We start from the raw sequence: 14,574 nt of genomic DNA on the forward strand, positions 1-14,574 counted from the left end.
GGCCATGACTGGGCAGTTTTCATGGCCACCAGCGGGCATTACTAGTGGCCGCCAGTGGGCCGTTCCTCATGGCCCTTGACAAGCACATGCAGCGCCAACCAATCGCCGTCATCGGGGACAGCGCTGCGCAAAGTCCGAACCGACTTCACGCAGACGGTGTGTCGGCGGCCATGACAGGCTGGGCGTTTTCCAGCCAACGTCGCAACACCTGAGTTTTAGGAGTAGCGATGACAGACGGTTCCCGAAGCCGCAAGAAGGTGACCGGCGCTGCCGATGGCCGAGACGCGCGTTGAATATGCTCGGCTAATGAGGCAAGGAATCAGTAACGCCTAGGCGTGCCGAATGTTGAAGATCAACCGGCGTACGGGGATGCGTTGGCGTCACGGCCGGACTGTGAAGAACGCCCAGGGGCGTTGATTGTGGGCGCTAGATCCTGTGCAGGGCTTGTGAACGATCTTCCCTTCTATCGGCGTTGGAATCGTCCTCCGGGCGATAATCATCGGGGTACAGGCCGTAAGAAGTACGCCTTACATTCCGCGGCGAATAAAGTCGGCCACGCGCTCCCCGACGAGAACGGCGGTCGCGGCCGGTCCGCGCACGGGCGTGGTCGGCAGGATCGAGGTGTCGGCGACGCGCAACCCCTCGACACCGTGCACGCGCCCGTATTGATCGACGACGGCCCCAGGATCATCTGCTGGCCCAAACCGTGCGCTGCCGCAGAGGTGAATGGCGGTGCCCAAGTGGGAGCGCAGCCAATCATCGAGCAGTTCATCGCTCTTGAGCACGGTGTCGGTCAGTTCGGTCAATCGCTTAAACAGGTGCCTGTAGGCATCTGTTCGCAGCAAATGTACCGCCACCCGCACAACTTCGCGCATGCGTTTGAGGTCGTGTTCGGTCGAGAGGTAGTTGTAGTCGATGCGCGGTTGCACGTCTGGATCGCCCGACTCGAGGCTGATACGTCCGCGCGAAGTCTCTGACTGCACGGCGACGAGCAGCGCGAGGTCCCCCCGATAGGCGATCTGGTTCGCGAAGCGCCGCATCGACACCCCGCGCATCGCCCGAAGTGATCGAAGCGGACGCCTCGCTGCGGCGCGTACCCCGACCATGATGCCGCGCGCGCTGCCGGTCAACAGATACCCCATCGGTTTAAGCATCGGGAGAATCTCCAGATCCCCGGGCGCAGTAGAACCGGTCGCCGTGAAGTTCAGGCACGCCGCCATCGACTGCGACGTGCGGTAGTCAACGATCTGTCGGCGCGGCTGCCACAGCACGGCGATATCCGGGTGATCACTGAAATTCGCCCCGACCCCGGGCAAGTCGCGCACGACTGGAATGTTGAATTGTTCCAGTTGCTCCCGGGGGCCCACCCCTGAGACCAGCAGCAGGTGAGGTGATTTGATCGCGCCTGCCGAGAGCACAATCTCTCGGCCTCGCAGCTGAACCATCCCGCCGCCCCGCGTGACCTCGACACCGATGGCTCTTGTTCCCTCGAACAGTACACGGCGCACGTAGCTGTCACCCGACACCGTGAGGTTTCTGCGGTGCCGCACCGGATTCAGGTAGGCGATCCCGGTGTTCTGACGCACGCCGTCGAGCGTGTTCATCGGGAGCGGTCCGTGTCCCGGAATACCCTGATCGTTCTTGTCAGGTTCGTCGGCGAAACCCAGCTCCAAGGCCGCCGCGCGAAAAGCGACGGTCACTGGATGGTCCTGCGGAGGCCGACCGACGACCATCGGCCCCGCACCACCGTGAACGGCGGACTCGCCATACTGCAGGTCGGTTTCGATCCGGCGATAGAACGGCAATACCTTTTCCCAGGCCCATTCGGGTGACCCGATAGACCAGGAATCGAAGTCGGCTTTTCTTGCACGAATGAAGTACGAGCCGTTGATCGTCGATGATCCACCGAGGACCCGGCCGCGCGCGATTGAGTAGGGCAGTTTCGGTGTGAGATTACCTGTGAACGACCAATTCTGCGGATGTCCCGGCGTCGCTCCCTGCACGGTTCCAGCATCGAGTAACTCGGGCGGGAATTCGGCGGCGGACCGCGGCACCGGTCCTGCCTCAAGGAGCAGCACCCGTCTCTCGGGATCTTCACTCAGTCGGGCTGCGAGTGGGGCTCCGGCTGCGCCGGCACCGACCACGATCACGTCATAGTTCACGTCCGTCAAGTTCGACACCGGTACCCGTGGGTTCATGCCTGTCCTCCGGGTCCAACTATTGATAATTCACCCGACGTGAAACCCTCCTTAAGCAGAAGCAAGGCCGAGTCGAGCAGCTCAATGAGGTTGGAGCCGTCAGTTCTGAGCCACTGCTCGTACGCGGCGAGCGATGCACCGAGGAATACCCAGCCGATCACTGTCGGTTCGATCGCGTCGACGGCGACTCCCAAGCGGCCAGCCGCGAAATCCGACACCACCAGGCGCCACTCGGCATATCGCAGCGTGGAGTGCGCCACGAGCGCAGGAACGTTCAGCAGCAGGTTCATCCGCTCGCGATGAAAGGGGACCTCTTCTGACGGAAATCGATTGAATTCGACGACCGCCCGGGCGAGCGCATCGACGAGAGACACGGTCGTGTCCGTAGCAGCGAGGAGCGCGCGCATACGCGCGAGTTCAGCGTCAAAGTCACCCCAGGGCAGATCGTTCTTGGAGGGAAAGTAGCGAAACAGGGTTCGACGCCCAATTCCGGCGGCGGTGGCAATGTCGTCGACGGTCGTCTGGTCGAAACCGTGCTCGAGAAAAAGCCGAAGTGCTACGTGGCTCAGGGCGGCGCGGGTCGTCAGCGGCTGTCGGCCCATCCGCGGTGCCACAGAGCATTCATTCATTTGTTTTCATCCCTGTACTTTCGGCACTGAGTGCCACTAGTCTGGTGCATGCACGAGATTTTCGCCACTGATGTCGATTTCTATCGCAAGGAGAACCGCATGGTTTCCGCAAAAAAGACCAGCCCCACCGAATCCGCAACCGCCGACGCTGAACATTCTGCGGCGTTGGATCTCGAATCCGATACCCTGGTCGAGGAGATCTCGATCGACGGCATGTGCGGCGTCTACTAAATCGCTGACATGGCCGGCCTGGATCTTGACCGGGGATGGGATCTCCATCCCCAGGTATCTGTTCGCCCGGAGCCGTTCGGTGCGCTGCTCTACCATTTCGGTACCCGCCAGCTCTCATTCCTAAAAGATACGACGCTTCTCGCCGTCGTGAGGACTCTCGCCGACGGACCTTCTGCCCGCGCAGCGTGCACGGCCGCGGGCATCGCTGAGAGTGATCTGCCCCGCTATCAGCGTGCTCTCGGCATCCTCGCGAAATCCTCCATGGTCGTTGAAAGGACCTCATGACGCTCCTCGATGCACCCCGAACGTCCCCGTTCGTTCTCGCCCCGAAAGATATTCCCCGAAAGACCGAGCGTCTCGTCGATCTCTTCGAATACGGCCTTGACGCCCCCATCTGTCTCACCTGGGAACTGACCTACGCCTGCAACCTGTCCTGTGTTCACTGCCTCTCGAGTTCCGGGCGCCGCGATCCTCGCGAGCTGACGACGGCAGAGGCGAAGGCCGTCATTGACGAGTTCGAGCGGATGCAGGTCTTCTACGTCAACATCGGCGGCGGCGAGCCGACCGTGCGTCCCGATTTCTGGGAACTCGTCGACTACGCATCAGAGCACCACGTCGGAGTCAAATTCTCCACCAACGGCGTGAAAATCTCCCCGGAGATTGCCCAGCGTCTCGTCAGAAGCGACTACGTCGACGTGCAGATCTCGCTCGACGGCGCAACAGCGGAAGTCAACGATCATGTGCGCGGCCCCGGCTCCTACGCCACGGCTATGAACGCCATGCAGAACATGTATGAGGCCGGCTTCAAGGGATTCAAGATCTCGGTCGTCTGTACGAGCCAGAACATCAGCCAGCTCGACGACTTCAAGGCCATCGCCGACAAGTTTGACGCCCAATTGCGGCTCACCCGCCTGCGCCCCTCCGGTCGCGGAGCGGACGTCTGGGACGAACTGCACCCGACCCAAACGCAGCAGCGCGAACTCTACGACTGGCTCGTCGCACACGGAGATGGTGTGCTCACCGGAGACTCGTTCTTCCATCTCTCTGCTTTTGGAGACGCACTGCCCGGCCTTAACCTGTGCGGCGCAGGTCGTGTTGTCTGCCTCATAGACCCCGTCGGGGACGTCTACGCGTGCCCCTTCGCCATTCACGAAGAGTTCCTCGCCGGCAATGTGCGCTCAGAGGGCGGCTTCCAGGAGGTCTGGCAGCACTCGGAACTCTTTCTCAAACTGCGCGAACCGCAGTCGGGTGGAGCGTGCACCTCATGCGCGTTTTTCGACACTTGCAAGGGCGGCTGCATGGCCGCCAAATTCTTCACTGGATTACCGCTGGATGGTCCCGACCCGGAATGCGTCCAGGGCTACGGCGAAGAGTTGCTAAAGAACCGCAAGGGCAAAGCGGTAGAGCTTCCAAAATCGTCAATCGTCGACCACTCCCACCGCACTACCCGAGCCGGACGCGAAGGAATGGGCTCGGTACAGCTCACACTGAGCCGTCGCGCCGGGATGGTTCCAGTGAACGCCAGCGACTGCGAAGTCAGTCCTCTCGTCGGGTTCACGCCCGAACAACCACCGGCAGGAGCTTGTGACGAGAGCCCACTGGCCGGGATGAACCTGCTCGCAACTTCGCAATCCAGCTGCGCCGGGGAGAGCTGCGGAGAAGGAACGTGCGGCTGTAGTTAGAGTTCGCAACCCAGAGAGACGTGACAAGCGCCCGGTGCGCTTGCGACAGAGAGTCGGTGGTCTCCAGCCAAAAAATGCGTTATCAAGGATCGGAACGCGCGACTGCTTCGGCGAACGGGGACTCTGAGCCGTGAGGTGCAGCACGACGCAGTCGCGGAGTACGCCTTCCGATCGGATGCCGCGCCGCCGCAACTACCGCGCCGGTCTCAGTCGACTGTATAGAACCTGAACATCAAAAATGAGGAGGAAACCATGGGAAGAGTAGAAGGCAAAGTCGCATTCATCACGGGTGCAGCCAGAGGCCAGGGGCGTAGTCACGCTATCCGACTGGCACAAGAAGGCGCAGATATCATCGCGATCGATGTCTGTGAGGACATTCCCGGAGCGCCGTACGCCGGGGCCACGGAAGAAGATCTGGCCGAGACCGTTCGTCAGGTCGAGGCACTCGATCGTCGCATCATCGCTACTAAGGCGGATGTGCGCGATTTTGACGCCCTGAAATCCGCAGTGGATGAGGGTGTAGCGCAGCTCGGACGCCTCGACATCGTGTCGGCCAACGCCGGCATCGTAACCGACATGGCACCCACCGAGGAGCTATCGGAGGAGATTTGGACAGACATGATCAACGTGAACCTGTCCGGTGTCTGGCGCACCACAAAAGCAGCAATCCCGCACATCAAGGCCGGCGGGCGCGGTGGATCCATCATCCTGACCAGTTCCAACGCCGCTCTGATGGTCTACCAGAACCTCGCCCACTACACCGCAGCTAAGCACGGTGTCGTGGGACTCATGCGAACGCTGGCCCTTGAACTGGCACCACACATGATCCGTGTGAACAGTATCCACCCGACGCAGGTTAACACCGACATGATCCAGAACGAGGCAATCTACAAGCTATTCCGCCCTGACCTGAAGAACCCCACCCGCGAAGACTTCAAGACTGCATCGGTTGCTATGCAGGCGCTGCCGATTCCGTGGCTGGAAGCAATTGATATTTCCAATGCGTTACTGTTCCTGGCCTCCGACGAGGCTAGATACATCACCGGCGTTACCCTGCCTGTCGACGCGGGCGGCAGCATCAAGTAAGAATATTCGTTTCACAACTCGACGAGGAGAAGAAGATCATGGGAAGAGTAGAAGGCAAGGTAGCGTTCATCACCGGTGCCGCTAGAAGTCAGGGGCGCAGTCATGCGCTGCGACTGGCCCAGGAGGGCGCGGACATCATTGCGGTCGACATCGTCGGTCCTGTTGAGTCGGTGCATGCATACCCAATGGCCACCGCAGAGGATCTGGCCGAGACCGTGCGTCAGGTGGAAGCATTGGATCGCCGCATCATCGCTACACAGGCCGATGTACGTGACTCAGCAGCGCTAAAAGCGGTGATGGACGATGGAGTCGCTCAGCTCGGACGGCTCGATATCGTGTCGGCCAACGCGGGAATCTTTCAGATGTCCCCGGCGCTCGAGCTTGACGATGCCGCATGGCAGGAAACCATCGACATTAATCTGACCGGCGTCTGGAACACCTGCAAGGCGGCCCTACCGCACCTCATCAAAGGCGGACGAGGCGGGTCGATCATTCTTACCAGTTCGACTGCGGGGCTCAAAGGACTCGCTAACACCGTCCACTACACAGCAGCCAAGCACGGGGTCGTCGGCATCATGCGGACGCTTGCCAACGAGTTCGCCCAATACTCAATTCGAGTGAACTCGGTGCATCCAACAACGGTCAACACAATCATGATCCAGAACGAAGACGTTTGGGGGTTGTTCGATCCGGCCAATGCGAACCCCACTCAGGATTCGGCAGTCGAGGCTTTCAAGAGTATCAACGCCCTGCCAGTGCCTTGGGTGGAGCCGGTCGATATCAGCAACGCGGTATTGTTCCTGGCCTCCGACGAGGCGAGATTCATCACCGGCGTTACCCTCCCCGTGGACGCGGGCAACCTCGTCAAGTAACCAATTGACGCGGGGCGACGCGAAGCGCACCGCCACATATGGAAGAAAAGAGACAGACATGGGAAACCTCGACGGCAAAGTCGCCTTCATCACCGGCGCAGCGAGAGGGCAGGGCAGAAGCCACGCCATTCGTCTGGCGCAGGAGGGCGCCGACATCATCGCGATCGACCTCTGCGAGGGCGTCGACAGCGTCACCACATTCTATGAGCCAGCAACCGCCGAGGACCTGGCGGAGACCGTACGGCAGGTCGAAGCTCTCGACCGGCGTATCGTGGCGAAACAGGCGGATGTGCGCGATATCGACGCGCTGACCAAGGCCGTGGATGAGGGCGTCGCAGAACTGGGACGGCTCGACATCATCGTCGCCAACGCCGGAATCTTCACCTTCGGATCGGACACCCAGAAGATCGAAGAGCAGTCCTGGAAAGACCTCATGGACATTAACCTGACCGGGGTATGGCACACCTACAAAGCCGCTGCCGACCATCTGATCGCATCCGGTGCCGGTGGATCGGTCATTATTATCTCCTCACTGGCGGGATTCAAGGGACTCGCCAACGTCGCCGCCTATACGACTACCAAGCACGGCATCGTCGGCCTGATGAAGGTACTCGCCAATGAACTCGGTCCTCACGGAATTCGGGTTAACACGATCCACCCGAACTCGATCGACACGAAGATGGTGAAGAACAGCAACACCTACAAGCTGTTCCGCCCAGACCTTGACGATCCTCAGGCCGAGGATGCCGAACCCGCCTTCGCCGGGCTGAACCCCATGGGCAAGGCTTGGATCGAGCCAATCCACGTATCGAACGCGGTCGCCTGGCTCGCCTCCGACCAGTCATACTACGTCAGCGGAGGCCAGATCCCGGTCGACGGTGGAGCATCCATCAAGTAAACCAGCCCTGTTCCAGATGAAGGAGAACACGTGGCACCCACCAGTACCATCGTCGACACCCAGAAACGGGTAGCCGCGCACCTTGTCGGCCGGGAGCGTGAGCTCGAACTGACGCTCGCGGCCATCGCAGCTAGCCGCGACATCCTGCTTGAGGGGCCACCGGGGACTAGCAAAACCACCATACTGAAAGCCATCACCGAAGAATGGGGTATCCCCTTGCACTTCGTCGAGGGCAATGCCGACCTCACCCCAGCCAAACTCGTTGGCCACCACAATCCCGCGCGGGTGCTGCGGGAGGACTACAGCGCCGACAACTTCGTGGCTGGGCCCCTCATCGAAGCGATGCAACGCGGCGGGTTCCTCTATATAGAGGAGTTCAACCGGGCACCGGAAGACACCCTCAACACACTGCTCACCGCAATGGCCGATCGCGCCATCGCGGTGCCCCGGGTCGGCACCATCATCGCGGCGCCGACCTTCCGAGTAGTTGCGTCGATGAACCCCTATGACAACGTCGGCACGACGCGGTTGTCGACGAGCGTGCACGACCGGTTGAACCGACTCGCGATCGGCTATCAGGACGAGCCAGCCGAACGCGGAATCGTCACGCTTCGCACCCAGGCCGACGGTGATCTCGCCAATCGCCTCGTTATCGACGCGGTATCCGTCACCCGGGCAACGAGGCGTCACCCGGATGTACGCCAGGGAAGCAGCGTGCGCGGCGCAATTGACTGCGTCCTCGTCGCGCTGCAACTCGCACTGCTTCGACACCTCAGGTCACCGCACGACGACGGCTACAAAGAACTCGTCTACGATGCCATGACCGTCTCCCTGTCCGGCCGCATCCACCTCGACGAGGCCGCGGAAAGCACGCCCGAGCGCGTGTTGCGACAGATCTGGGAAGACCATTTCATTCTGGAACCGGCCATTGCCGAGCCGGGTTGAAGGGAGATCGAAGCGGATACACCCCTTTCGAGGCCGGACCGCCAGAAACGGGCCAGAACCGCGTTGGGTCGCAAGCCGAAACAGCTCACGGAGGATCCGGTGGTCTTTGAGCCCGGCGGCGCGGGGAGCGCAGGCATGGTGTTGCGCGCGCAGACAATTGGGCGCGGTCCCGCGCCCAAATCGTCTCCGGGCACCACTGAAGCGGGAAACACCGACGAAATAGGTGAAATAGTGCTCGGTGGCACCGATGTGGTCGACATCGATCCCAGCGTGCGCGCCCGAGCCCGGCAGATAGCTGCGAGGCTGGCTATCCCCCAACCAAGAACAGACTCGCTGGCGCACCGCGGGTCGGGCAAGCTCACGAGTTTGCCCTATCGGGCCGGGTCGGACGAAATCGATCTCGATCGCACAATCGAGATGCTCGCCGAACACCCAATTCCGGAAGACGAAGACATCATCGTGCGGGAGCGCATTCGCACCCGCCGGTCGGTGGTGCTGCTCGTTGATGTGTCCGGATCAATGAAAGGCGAGCGAGTGCAGACCGCCGCCGCGACGGTCGGTGCCCTCGCGGGTGAACTCCAGCACGACTCCCTGGCCGTCATCGCGTTCTGGTCGGACGCAGCCATCCTGCTCGGTCTCGGCCGGGAGGTGAAGCCGATGGATCTGCTCGATTCCATCTTGCAGATGCCCGCCCGCGGACTCACGAACATCGCCTTCCCACTCGAACTCGCGGCGCGTCAGCTGGCGCAGGTACCAACACGGGAGGCGCGCGTGATCCTATTGTCGGACTGTGTGCATAATGCGGGTCCGGATCCACGGGAAAGCGCGGCCTGGCTGGGGCGACTCGACGTGCTCATCGACGTGAGCGGTGAGAAAGACATCGAACTCGGCCGGCAGCTCGCGACTGCCGGGCATGGAACCGCCCATCTCGTGCGCACCCACCGCGATGTCGCTCCGGCTATCAGTCGACTCTTTAGAACCTAAAACGACAACTAGAAAGCAGGAACTCCCATGGCAAAAAACGCATGGTTCGAAACCGTTGCCGAGGCACAGCGACGAGCCAAGAGTGCACTTCCCTCCTCCGTCTACGGTGCCCTCGTTGCGGGGTCTGAGCGCGGGCTGACCATCGACGACAACATGGCAGCGTTTGGCGAGCTCGGCTTCTCACCGCATGTCGCCGGGCACCATGCGGTGCGCGACCTAACGACAACCGTGATGGGCATCCCCATTTCTTTGCCAGTCATCATTTCCCCCACAGGTGTGCAGGCCGTGCACCCCGACGGTGAAGTGGCCGTTGCCCGGGCATCCGCTAACCGCGGCACCATCATGGGCCTGAGTTCGTTCGCCAGCAAACCCGTTGAAGACGTAATTGCTGCCAACCCAAACACGTTCTTCCAAATGTACTGGTCGGGATCGCGGGAATCGATGGTGCAGCGAATGGACCGGGCCCGGACCGCCGGCGCCAAGGGACTCATCGCCACCCTTGATTGGTCCTTCTCCAACGGTCGCGACTGGGGCAGCCCGCAGATTCCGGAAAAGATGAGCCTGAAGACAATGATCAACTTCGCGCCCAACGTGCTCCCCCACCCACAATGGCTCCTGCGCTTCGCGAAGTCCGGCCGTATCCCCGACCTCACCGCTCCCAATCTCACTCCGCCGGGCGGCACTGCACCGACATTCTTCGGCGCCTATTACGAGTGGATGCAGACGCCGCCACCCTCCTGGGAAGACGTCGCCTGGATGCGCGAAACCTGGGGAGGACCCTTCATGCTCAAGGGCGTCACCCGCATCGACGACGCCCACCGAGCCGTCGACACGGGTGTAACCGCCATCTCCGTGTCCAACCACGGCGGCAACAACCTCGACGGAACACCGGCGACAATTCGTATGCTCGCGTCGGTCGTCGAAGCCGTTGGCGGCGACGTGGAAATTGTGCTGGACGGCGGAATCCGTCGAGGCAGCGACGTCGCCAAGGCCCTCGCGCTCGGCGCACGCGCGGTCATGATCGGCCGCGCCTACCTGTGGGGCCTCGCCGCAAACGGCCAGGCCGGAGTCGAAAACGTACTCGACATTCTGCGTGGCGGACTCGACTCGGCCGTTCTCGGCCTTGGCCATGATTCAATCCACGAGCTCTCACCCGCAGACTTTTACATCCCGCCAACGTTCTCGCGCACCCTTGGAGCGACACTGAGCAACGTCGACGCTACGACCCGGCAATAATCACGTCACTATCAACCACGTCACCGCCATGGCGGCGGCGCACGGTACTTTTTGGGGCCAGACTTGAAGTCGAACGAGGGGGCACAAGTGGATGGTGAATTGGCGTATAGCACCTGGCCATCGCTGCCGCCGGCCCCAGTCGTGCTCGTACCCCTTGGCTCGACGGAGCAGCATGGACCACACCTGCCGTTCTCCACCGACACCATAATCGCCTCGGCGGTGGCAGAGCGAGTCGCCACGGATCTGACCATCAGGAGGCATTCGGTCGTCGTCGCCCCCGCCCTGCAGTACGGGGCGAGTGGTGAGCATCAGAATTTTCCGGGAACCGTGTCGATCGGCACCGAAGCGCTCACGATAGTCGTGATCGAGCTGGTGCGCTCGCTGTCGACCTGGGCTGGCCGCATTGTGCTCGTCAACGGCCATGGCGGAAACCTTGCTGCGCTCACCACATCCGTTTCTCTGCTCCGGGGCGAAGGTCACACTGTCGCCTGGGCTCCCTGCACGGTTGCCCGGGGAGATGCCCACGCCGGAATCACCGAGACATCGATTCTGCTGCATCTCGACGCCAAGTTGGTCGACCTGGCATCGGTTGTGCCTGGCGCGATGACGCCGATGTCTGCCCTTTTTAGCCGGCTCGCGTCGGAGGGCGTGCGAGCGGTGTCGCCGACCGGGATTTTGGGCGACCCGACCGGAGCCACCGCCACGACTGGCGCTGCCCTCATGGCTGAGATGTGCGACGGTGTGCAGCGCCGGATCCTCGGCGAGTCCATCGACCCCCGCGGTTGCCTCCGCGACCCCGCCCGGTGCACAGTCCCGGCACCCGTCGCCACGGAAGATCGAGCATGAAGCCGCCCGCTGCTCTGCTCCCACCCGGTTTCACGGTCGAACTCAACCGCACGGTCACGGTCCGTGACCAAGGCCGATCCTTGGTCGGAGGCTCCCCGACCCGCGCAATCTATCTCTCCCGGGCCGCCGTCAGAATGTTCGCCGGGCGCCTCCTGGCCGTCGACCGTGCCGGCTCGGGCGCCCTCGTTGACAAGCTGCTCGAAATTGGCATGGCCGATCCGGTACTCGACACGCTCCCGGCAGCGGATGAGAGCGACGTCACCTACGTGATTCCAACGTACGGTCGGCCGGAATCGCTCGACCGCCTCCTAACGAGTATTGGGCCACGCAAATCGGTCATCGTGGTCGATGATGCTTCGCCCGACCCCAGCGATGCGAAACGAATCGCCGCCGCAGCGGGAGCCCGTTTCATCGCTCTGCCCGAGAATCTGGGTCCGGCCGGCGCCCGCAATGCGGGGCTGCGATTGGTGCACACGACCTATGTAGTGTTCGTCGACAACGACATGGTCGTCACCGACGGTGCTGTAGCAATATTGCTCCGACACTTCGTTGATCCAAGGGTTGCCCTCGTCGCCCCGCGAGTGATCGGACTCCAGCTGTCGACCCGAGTCAACTGGATCTCTCGTTACGAAGATGCCCGGTCATCGCTCGACCTCGGACCGACTCCCGCCACGGTGCGGCCTCGCGCGCGGGTGTCGTGGGTGTCAACGGCTTTCGTCGTAGCCCGTGTCGAAGCCCTCGGCGCCGGGTTCAGCGACGGTATGCGAGTCGGCGAAGACGTCGACCTCGTTTGGACACTCGTCGAACAGGGCTGGAGGGTGCGCTACGAACCGGCCGCGACGAGCGCCCATGAACACCGAGTCACGTTTCCCGACTGGGCCAAGCGCAAAGCGTTCTATGGCACGGGCGGCCACGCACTGGCACTCCGACATCCAGGCAACATCGCCCCGGCGATCCTCGCGCCCTGGAGCGTCGGCGTCATCGTGGCGTTGCTCGCCCAGCGGGCCTGGTCGGTTCCTCTCGCCCTCGGAATTTCGGCCGTTGCCGCAGTGCGCATCTCGCGCAAGCTATCCCGCCACGAGCATCCGCTGCGTATCGGTATCGAGCTGACGGCCACCGGCGTCGCCGCATCGGTTTCGCAGACGATGGCCCTGCTCACGCGGCACTGGTGGCCGATCGCGGTGCTCGGCAGCATCATCTCCCGACGGGTACGCCGGGCAACGATCGCCGCAGCCATACTCGACGTCGTCCTCGACTACCGACGAACCAGACCGCAACTCGACATCGTGCGCTTCGGGATCGCACGCCGAGCCGACGACCTCGCCTACGGGGCAGGTCTCTGGCTCGGAGCGCTCCGCGGGCACTCAACGGCGGCGCTCCGCCCCGACATCCGCGGACGTCGCTAGTTATTCGATCATGCCGGAGCGCCGGAACTCGTCGACGAACGCCGTGGTCCTTTTCGACCCCGATCCTGCCTATACCGACCGCCTCGCACTGCTGCTTGAATAACTCGCTCGCAGAGCAGAGCTGCTGCCCTCTCTGTCAACCTTAGATAAGGCACCGGGATCGTCCCGAATAGTGTCGTAGAGGGCGGGGAAGGAGTTCCCCTTGACGAACGCAGTAATGACAGAACGTAGCTCGACCGGGCAGGCTGTAGGGATGGAAGATGTTCCCGATCCCCAGGTTCCCGAGCGTGCTCGGAGGCGAACCTATACCGCCAAGTACAAACGCGACATTCTGACCGAGTACGACAGCCTGAACCGGCAGGCCCGCGCACGAGCGTGGTTGGCAGTTCGAGGTGTCGGGGACGCGCAACCCTTCGATACCGTGCACGTGCCCGTATTGGTTGATGACGGCGCCCGGACCGTCCGCCGGCCCGAACCGCGCGTTGTCGCACAGATGAATCGCGGTGCTGCGGGAGTTCAGGAGTGCGGTTTTCTTTCTGCCAGGCCAGCCTGTCCGAGCAGGTACCGGGATTAGCGGGGTGATAGAGTCTGCGTGTCCTTTTCCGTGGCAGACCGCGCGGGCTGGCCAGGACAGCTGCAGGTCGGCTCAGGTCAAGGCCGTGGCTTCGGAGACGCGCAGCCCGGTGCTGATCAGCGTCATGCAAGTGTCCTCGTCCTCATTCGCGGGGGCGCAGGCGCACGTGATTAGACCGTAGCGTCTCGCTGCGTCCACAAGGCAGTAGCCGTGCAAGACTGGAGAATCATCTCTGCCTACGGCTCTCAGCCTGCGTCCCCATCCAGCTCCGCATCGGCGCCTCCAGTTGCCCCCGTGCCGGTGGCGGTGAATCCATGTGTGATCGAAGCGAAGGGGTTTTGATGTGTGGGATTTTGTAAGGAATCAGTATGAGCAGATCCTGTTCAGCAGTTGGCAGCACTTTAGCCTCGTCGTGCAATGCCTGATCCTGGCGACTGTCATCGCCGTCGTGCTGGCCGCCGTCGTCTACCGCAGTTCCGCGCTCACCGGGATCGTCAACTCCGTGTCTGCCATAGGCCTGACCATCCCATCGTTCGCGCTCATCGGGCTGCTCATCGCGCCACTCGGCTTCGGCGTCGTTCCTGCCGTCATCGTCGTAGCGTTCTTCGCTACCCTCCCCATTCTGCGCAACGCGGTCGTGGGCCTATCGGGTATCGCACCGTCGATCGTGGAATCCGCCCGCGGCATTGGCATGAGCCGGTTCCGCACGCTCCTGCAGGTAGAACTGCCCATGGCGTGGCCAATCATCCTCACAGGCATTCGGGTATCCGCTCAAATGGTCATGGGAATCGCCGCGATCGCCGCATATTCCCTCGGCCCAGGCCTGGGCGGATTCATCTTCTCCGGCCTGTCCCGCCTCGGCGGCGCCAACTCCCTCGAGTCGGTGATGACGGGCGTCATCGGCGTTGTCGTGCTCGCCCTTATTCTTGACCTCCTTCTCGTCGGCCTCGGCCGCCTGACCACACCCCGAGGTATCCGTGTCTGAAC

Annotated in this window: 15 protein-coding genes; 12 read left to right on the forward strand and 3 right to left on the reverse strand. The window is 62.3% G+C overall.

Annotated elements, in window-relative coordinates:
- Positions 1-527 precede the first annotated feature (527 nt).
- Both mftG and mftR read right to left on the reverse strand, forming a co-directional pair.
- Positions 528-2,198, reverse strand: coding sequence for a mycofactocin system GMC family oxidoreductase MftG (gene mftG / locus CXY77_RS05920; RefSeq protein WP_104089943.1), 1,671 nt, complete (start codon positions 2,196-2,198; stop codon positions 528-530).
- The gene (gene mftR / locus CXY77_RS05925; protein WP_104089945.1) at positions 2,195-2,827 is read right to left on the reverse strand and encodes a mycofactocin system transcriptional regulator; all 633 of its coding nucleotides are present in this window, start codon (positions 2,825-2,827) and stop codon (positions 2,195-2,197) included. The genes mftG and mftR overlap by 4 nt, the downstream gene beginning before the upstream one ends.
- 99 nt (positions 2,828-2,926) lie before the next feature.
- Between mftR and mftA the strand changes: the two genes are divergently transcribed.
- The 11 genes from mftA to mftF all read left to right on the forward strand — a co-directional run bounded on the left by mftA (position 2,927) and on the right by mftF (position 13,013).
- Positions 2,927-3,058, forward strand: coding sequence for a mycofactocin precursor MftA (gene mftA / locus CXY77_RS05930; RefSeq protein WP_104090186.1), 132 nt, complete (start codon positions 2,927-2,929; stop codon positions 3,056-3,058).
- A 9-nt stretch (positions 3,059-3,067) separates the two neighbouring features.
- Entirely contained in the window at positions 3,068-3,343 is a 276-nt protein-coding gene (gene mftB / locus CXY77_RS20915) for a mycofactocin biosynthesis chaperone MftB (RefSeq protein ID WP_104089947.1), read from the forward strand.
- On the forward strand, positions 3,340-4,740 hold the full coding sequence (gene mftC, locus CXY77_RS05940; RefSeq protein ID WP_104089949.1) for a mycofactocin radical SAM maturase: 1,401 nt from the start codon (positions 3,340-3,342) through the stop codon (positions 4,738-4,740). Before mftB ends, mftC begins: the two co-directional genes overlap by 4 nt.
- Before the next feature lie 252 nt (positions 4,741-4,992).
- Positions 4,993-5,826: a mycofactocin-coupled SDR family oxidoreductase gene (locus CXY77_RS05945; RefSeq protein WP_092338442.1), complete on the forward strand. Its 834-nt coding sequence runs from the start codon at positions 4,993-4,995 to the stop codon at positions 5,824-5,826.
- A gap of 38 nt (positions 5,827-5,864) precedes the next feature.
- Entirely contained in the window at positions 5,865-6,698 is an 834-nt protein-coding gene (locus CXY77_RS05950; RefSeq protein WP_140424909.1) for a mycofactocin-coupled SDR family oxidoreductase, read from the forward strand.
- Between the two features lie 58 nt (positions 6,699-6,756).
- On the forward strand, positions 6,757-7,596 hold the full coding sequence (locus CXY77_RS05955) for a mycofactocin-coupled SDR family oxidoreductase (RefSeq protein WP_092338437.1): 840 nt from the start codon (positions 6,757-6,759) through the stop codon (positions 7,594-7,596).
- 30 nt (positions 7,597-7,626) lie between these two features.
- Complete coding sequence (locus CXY77_RS05960) at positions 7,627-8,541, forward strand: MoxR family ATPase (RefSeq protein WP_092338435.1); 915 nt, start codon at positions 7,627-7,629, stop codon at positions 8,539-8,541.
- Positions 8,542-8,772: 231 nt separating this feature from the next.
- Positions 8,773-9,525 carry a VWA domain-containing protein gene (locus CXY77_RS05965; RefSeq protein ID WP_198412763.1) on the forward strand — a complete coding sequence of 251 codons (753 nt, stop codon included), beginning with the start codon at positions 8,773-8,775 and terminating at the stop codon, positions 9,523-9,525.
- Positions 9,526-9,552: 27 nt separating this feature from the next.
- Positions 9,553-10,761 (forward strand): pre-mycofactocin synthase MftD, encoded by a 1,209-nt coding sequence (gene mftD, locus CXY77_RS05970; protein ID WP_092338431.1) that lies wholly within the window; start codon positions 9,553-9,555, stop codon positions 10,759-10,761.
- 99 nt (positions 10,762-10,860) lie between these two features.
- Positions 10,861-11,607, forward strand: coding sequence for a mycofactocin biosynthesis peptidyl-dipeptidase MftE (gene mftE / locus CXY77_RS05975; protein ID WP_233197265.1), 747 nt, complete (start codon positions 10,861-10,863; stop codon positions 11,605-11,607).
- Positions 11,604-13,013 (forward strand): mycofactocin biosynthesis glycosyltransferase MftF, encoded by a 1,410-nt coding sequence (mftF, locus tag CXY77_RS05980; RefSeq protein WP_104089957.1) that lies wholly within the window; start codon positions 11,604-11,606, stop codon positions 13,011-13,013. Before mftE ends, mftF begins: the two co-directional genes overlap by 4 nt.
- Positions 13,014-13,155: 142 nt before the next feature.
- On the opposite strand, the gene CXY77_RS21050 is transcribed toward mftF, so the two are convergent.
- Positions 13,156-13,653 (reverse strand): GMC oxidoreductase, encoded by a 498-nt coding sequence (locus tag CXY77_RS21050; RefSeq protein ID WP_199181898.1) that lies wholly within the window; start codon positions 13,651-13,653, stop codon positions 13,156-13,158.
- 277 nt (positions 13,654-13,930) lie between these two features.
- On the opposite strand from CXY77_RS21050, the gene CXY77_RS05990 reads away from it, so the two are divergent.
- Positions 13,931-14,572, forward strand: a complete 642-nt coding sequence (locus CXY77_RS05990) for an ABC transporter permease (protein ID WP_104089959.1) — start codon at positions 13,931-13,933, stop codon at positions 14,570-14,572.
- Positions 14,573-14,574 lie beyond the last annotated feature (2 nt).

This window comes from Cryobacterium sp. N21 (assembly GCF_002929575.1).
GTDB classification, from domain to species: domain Bacteria; phylum Actinomycetota; class Actinomycetes; order Actinomycetales; family Microbacteriaceae; genus Cryobacterium; species Cryobacterium flavum.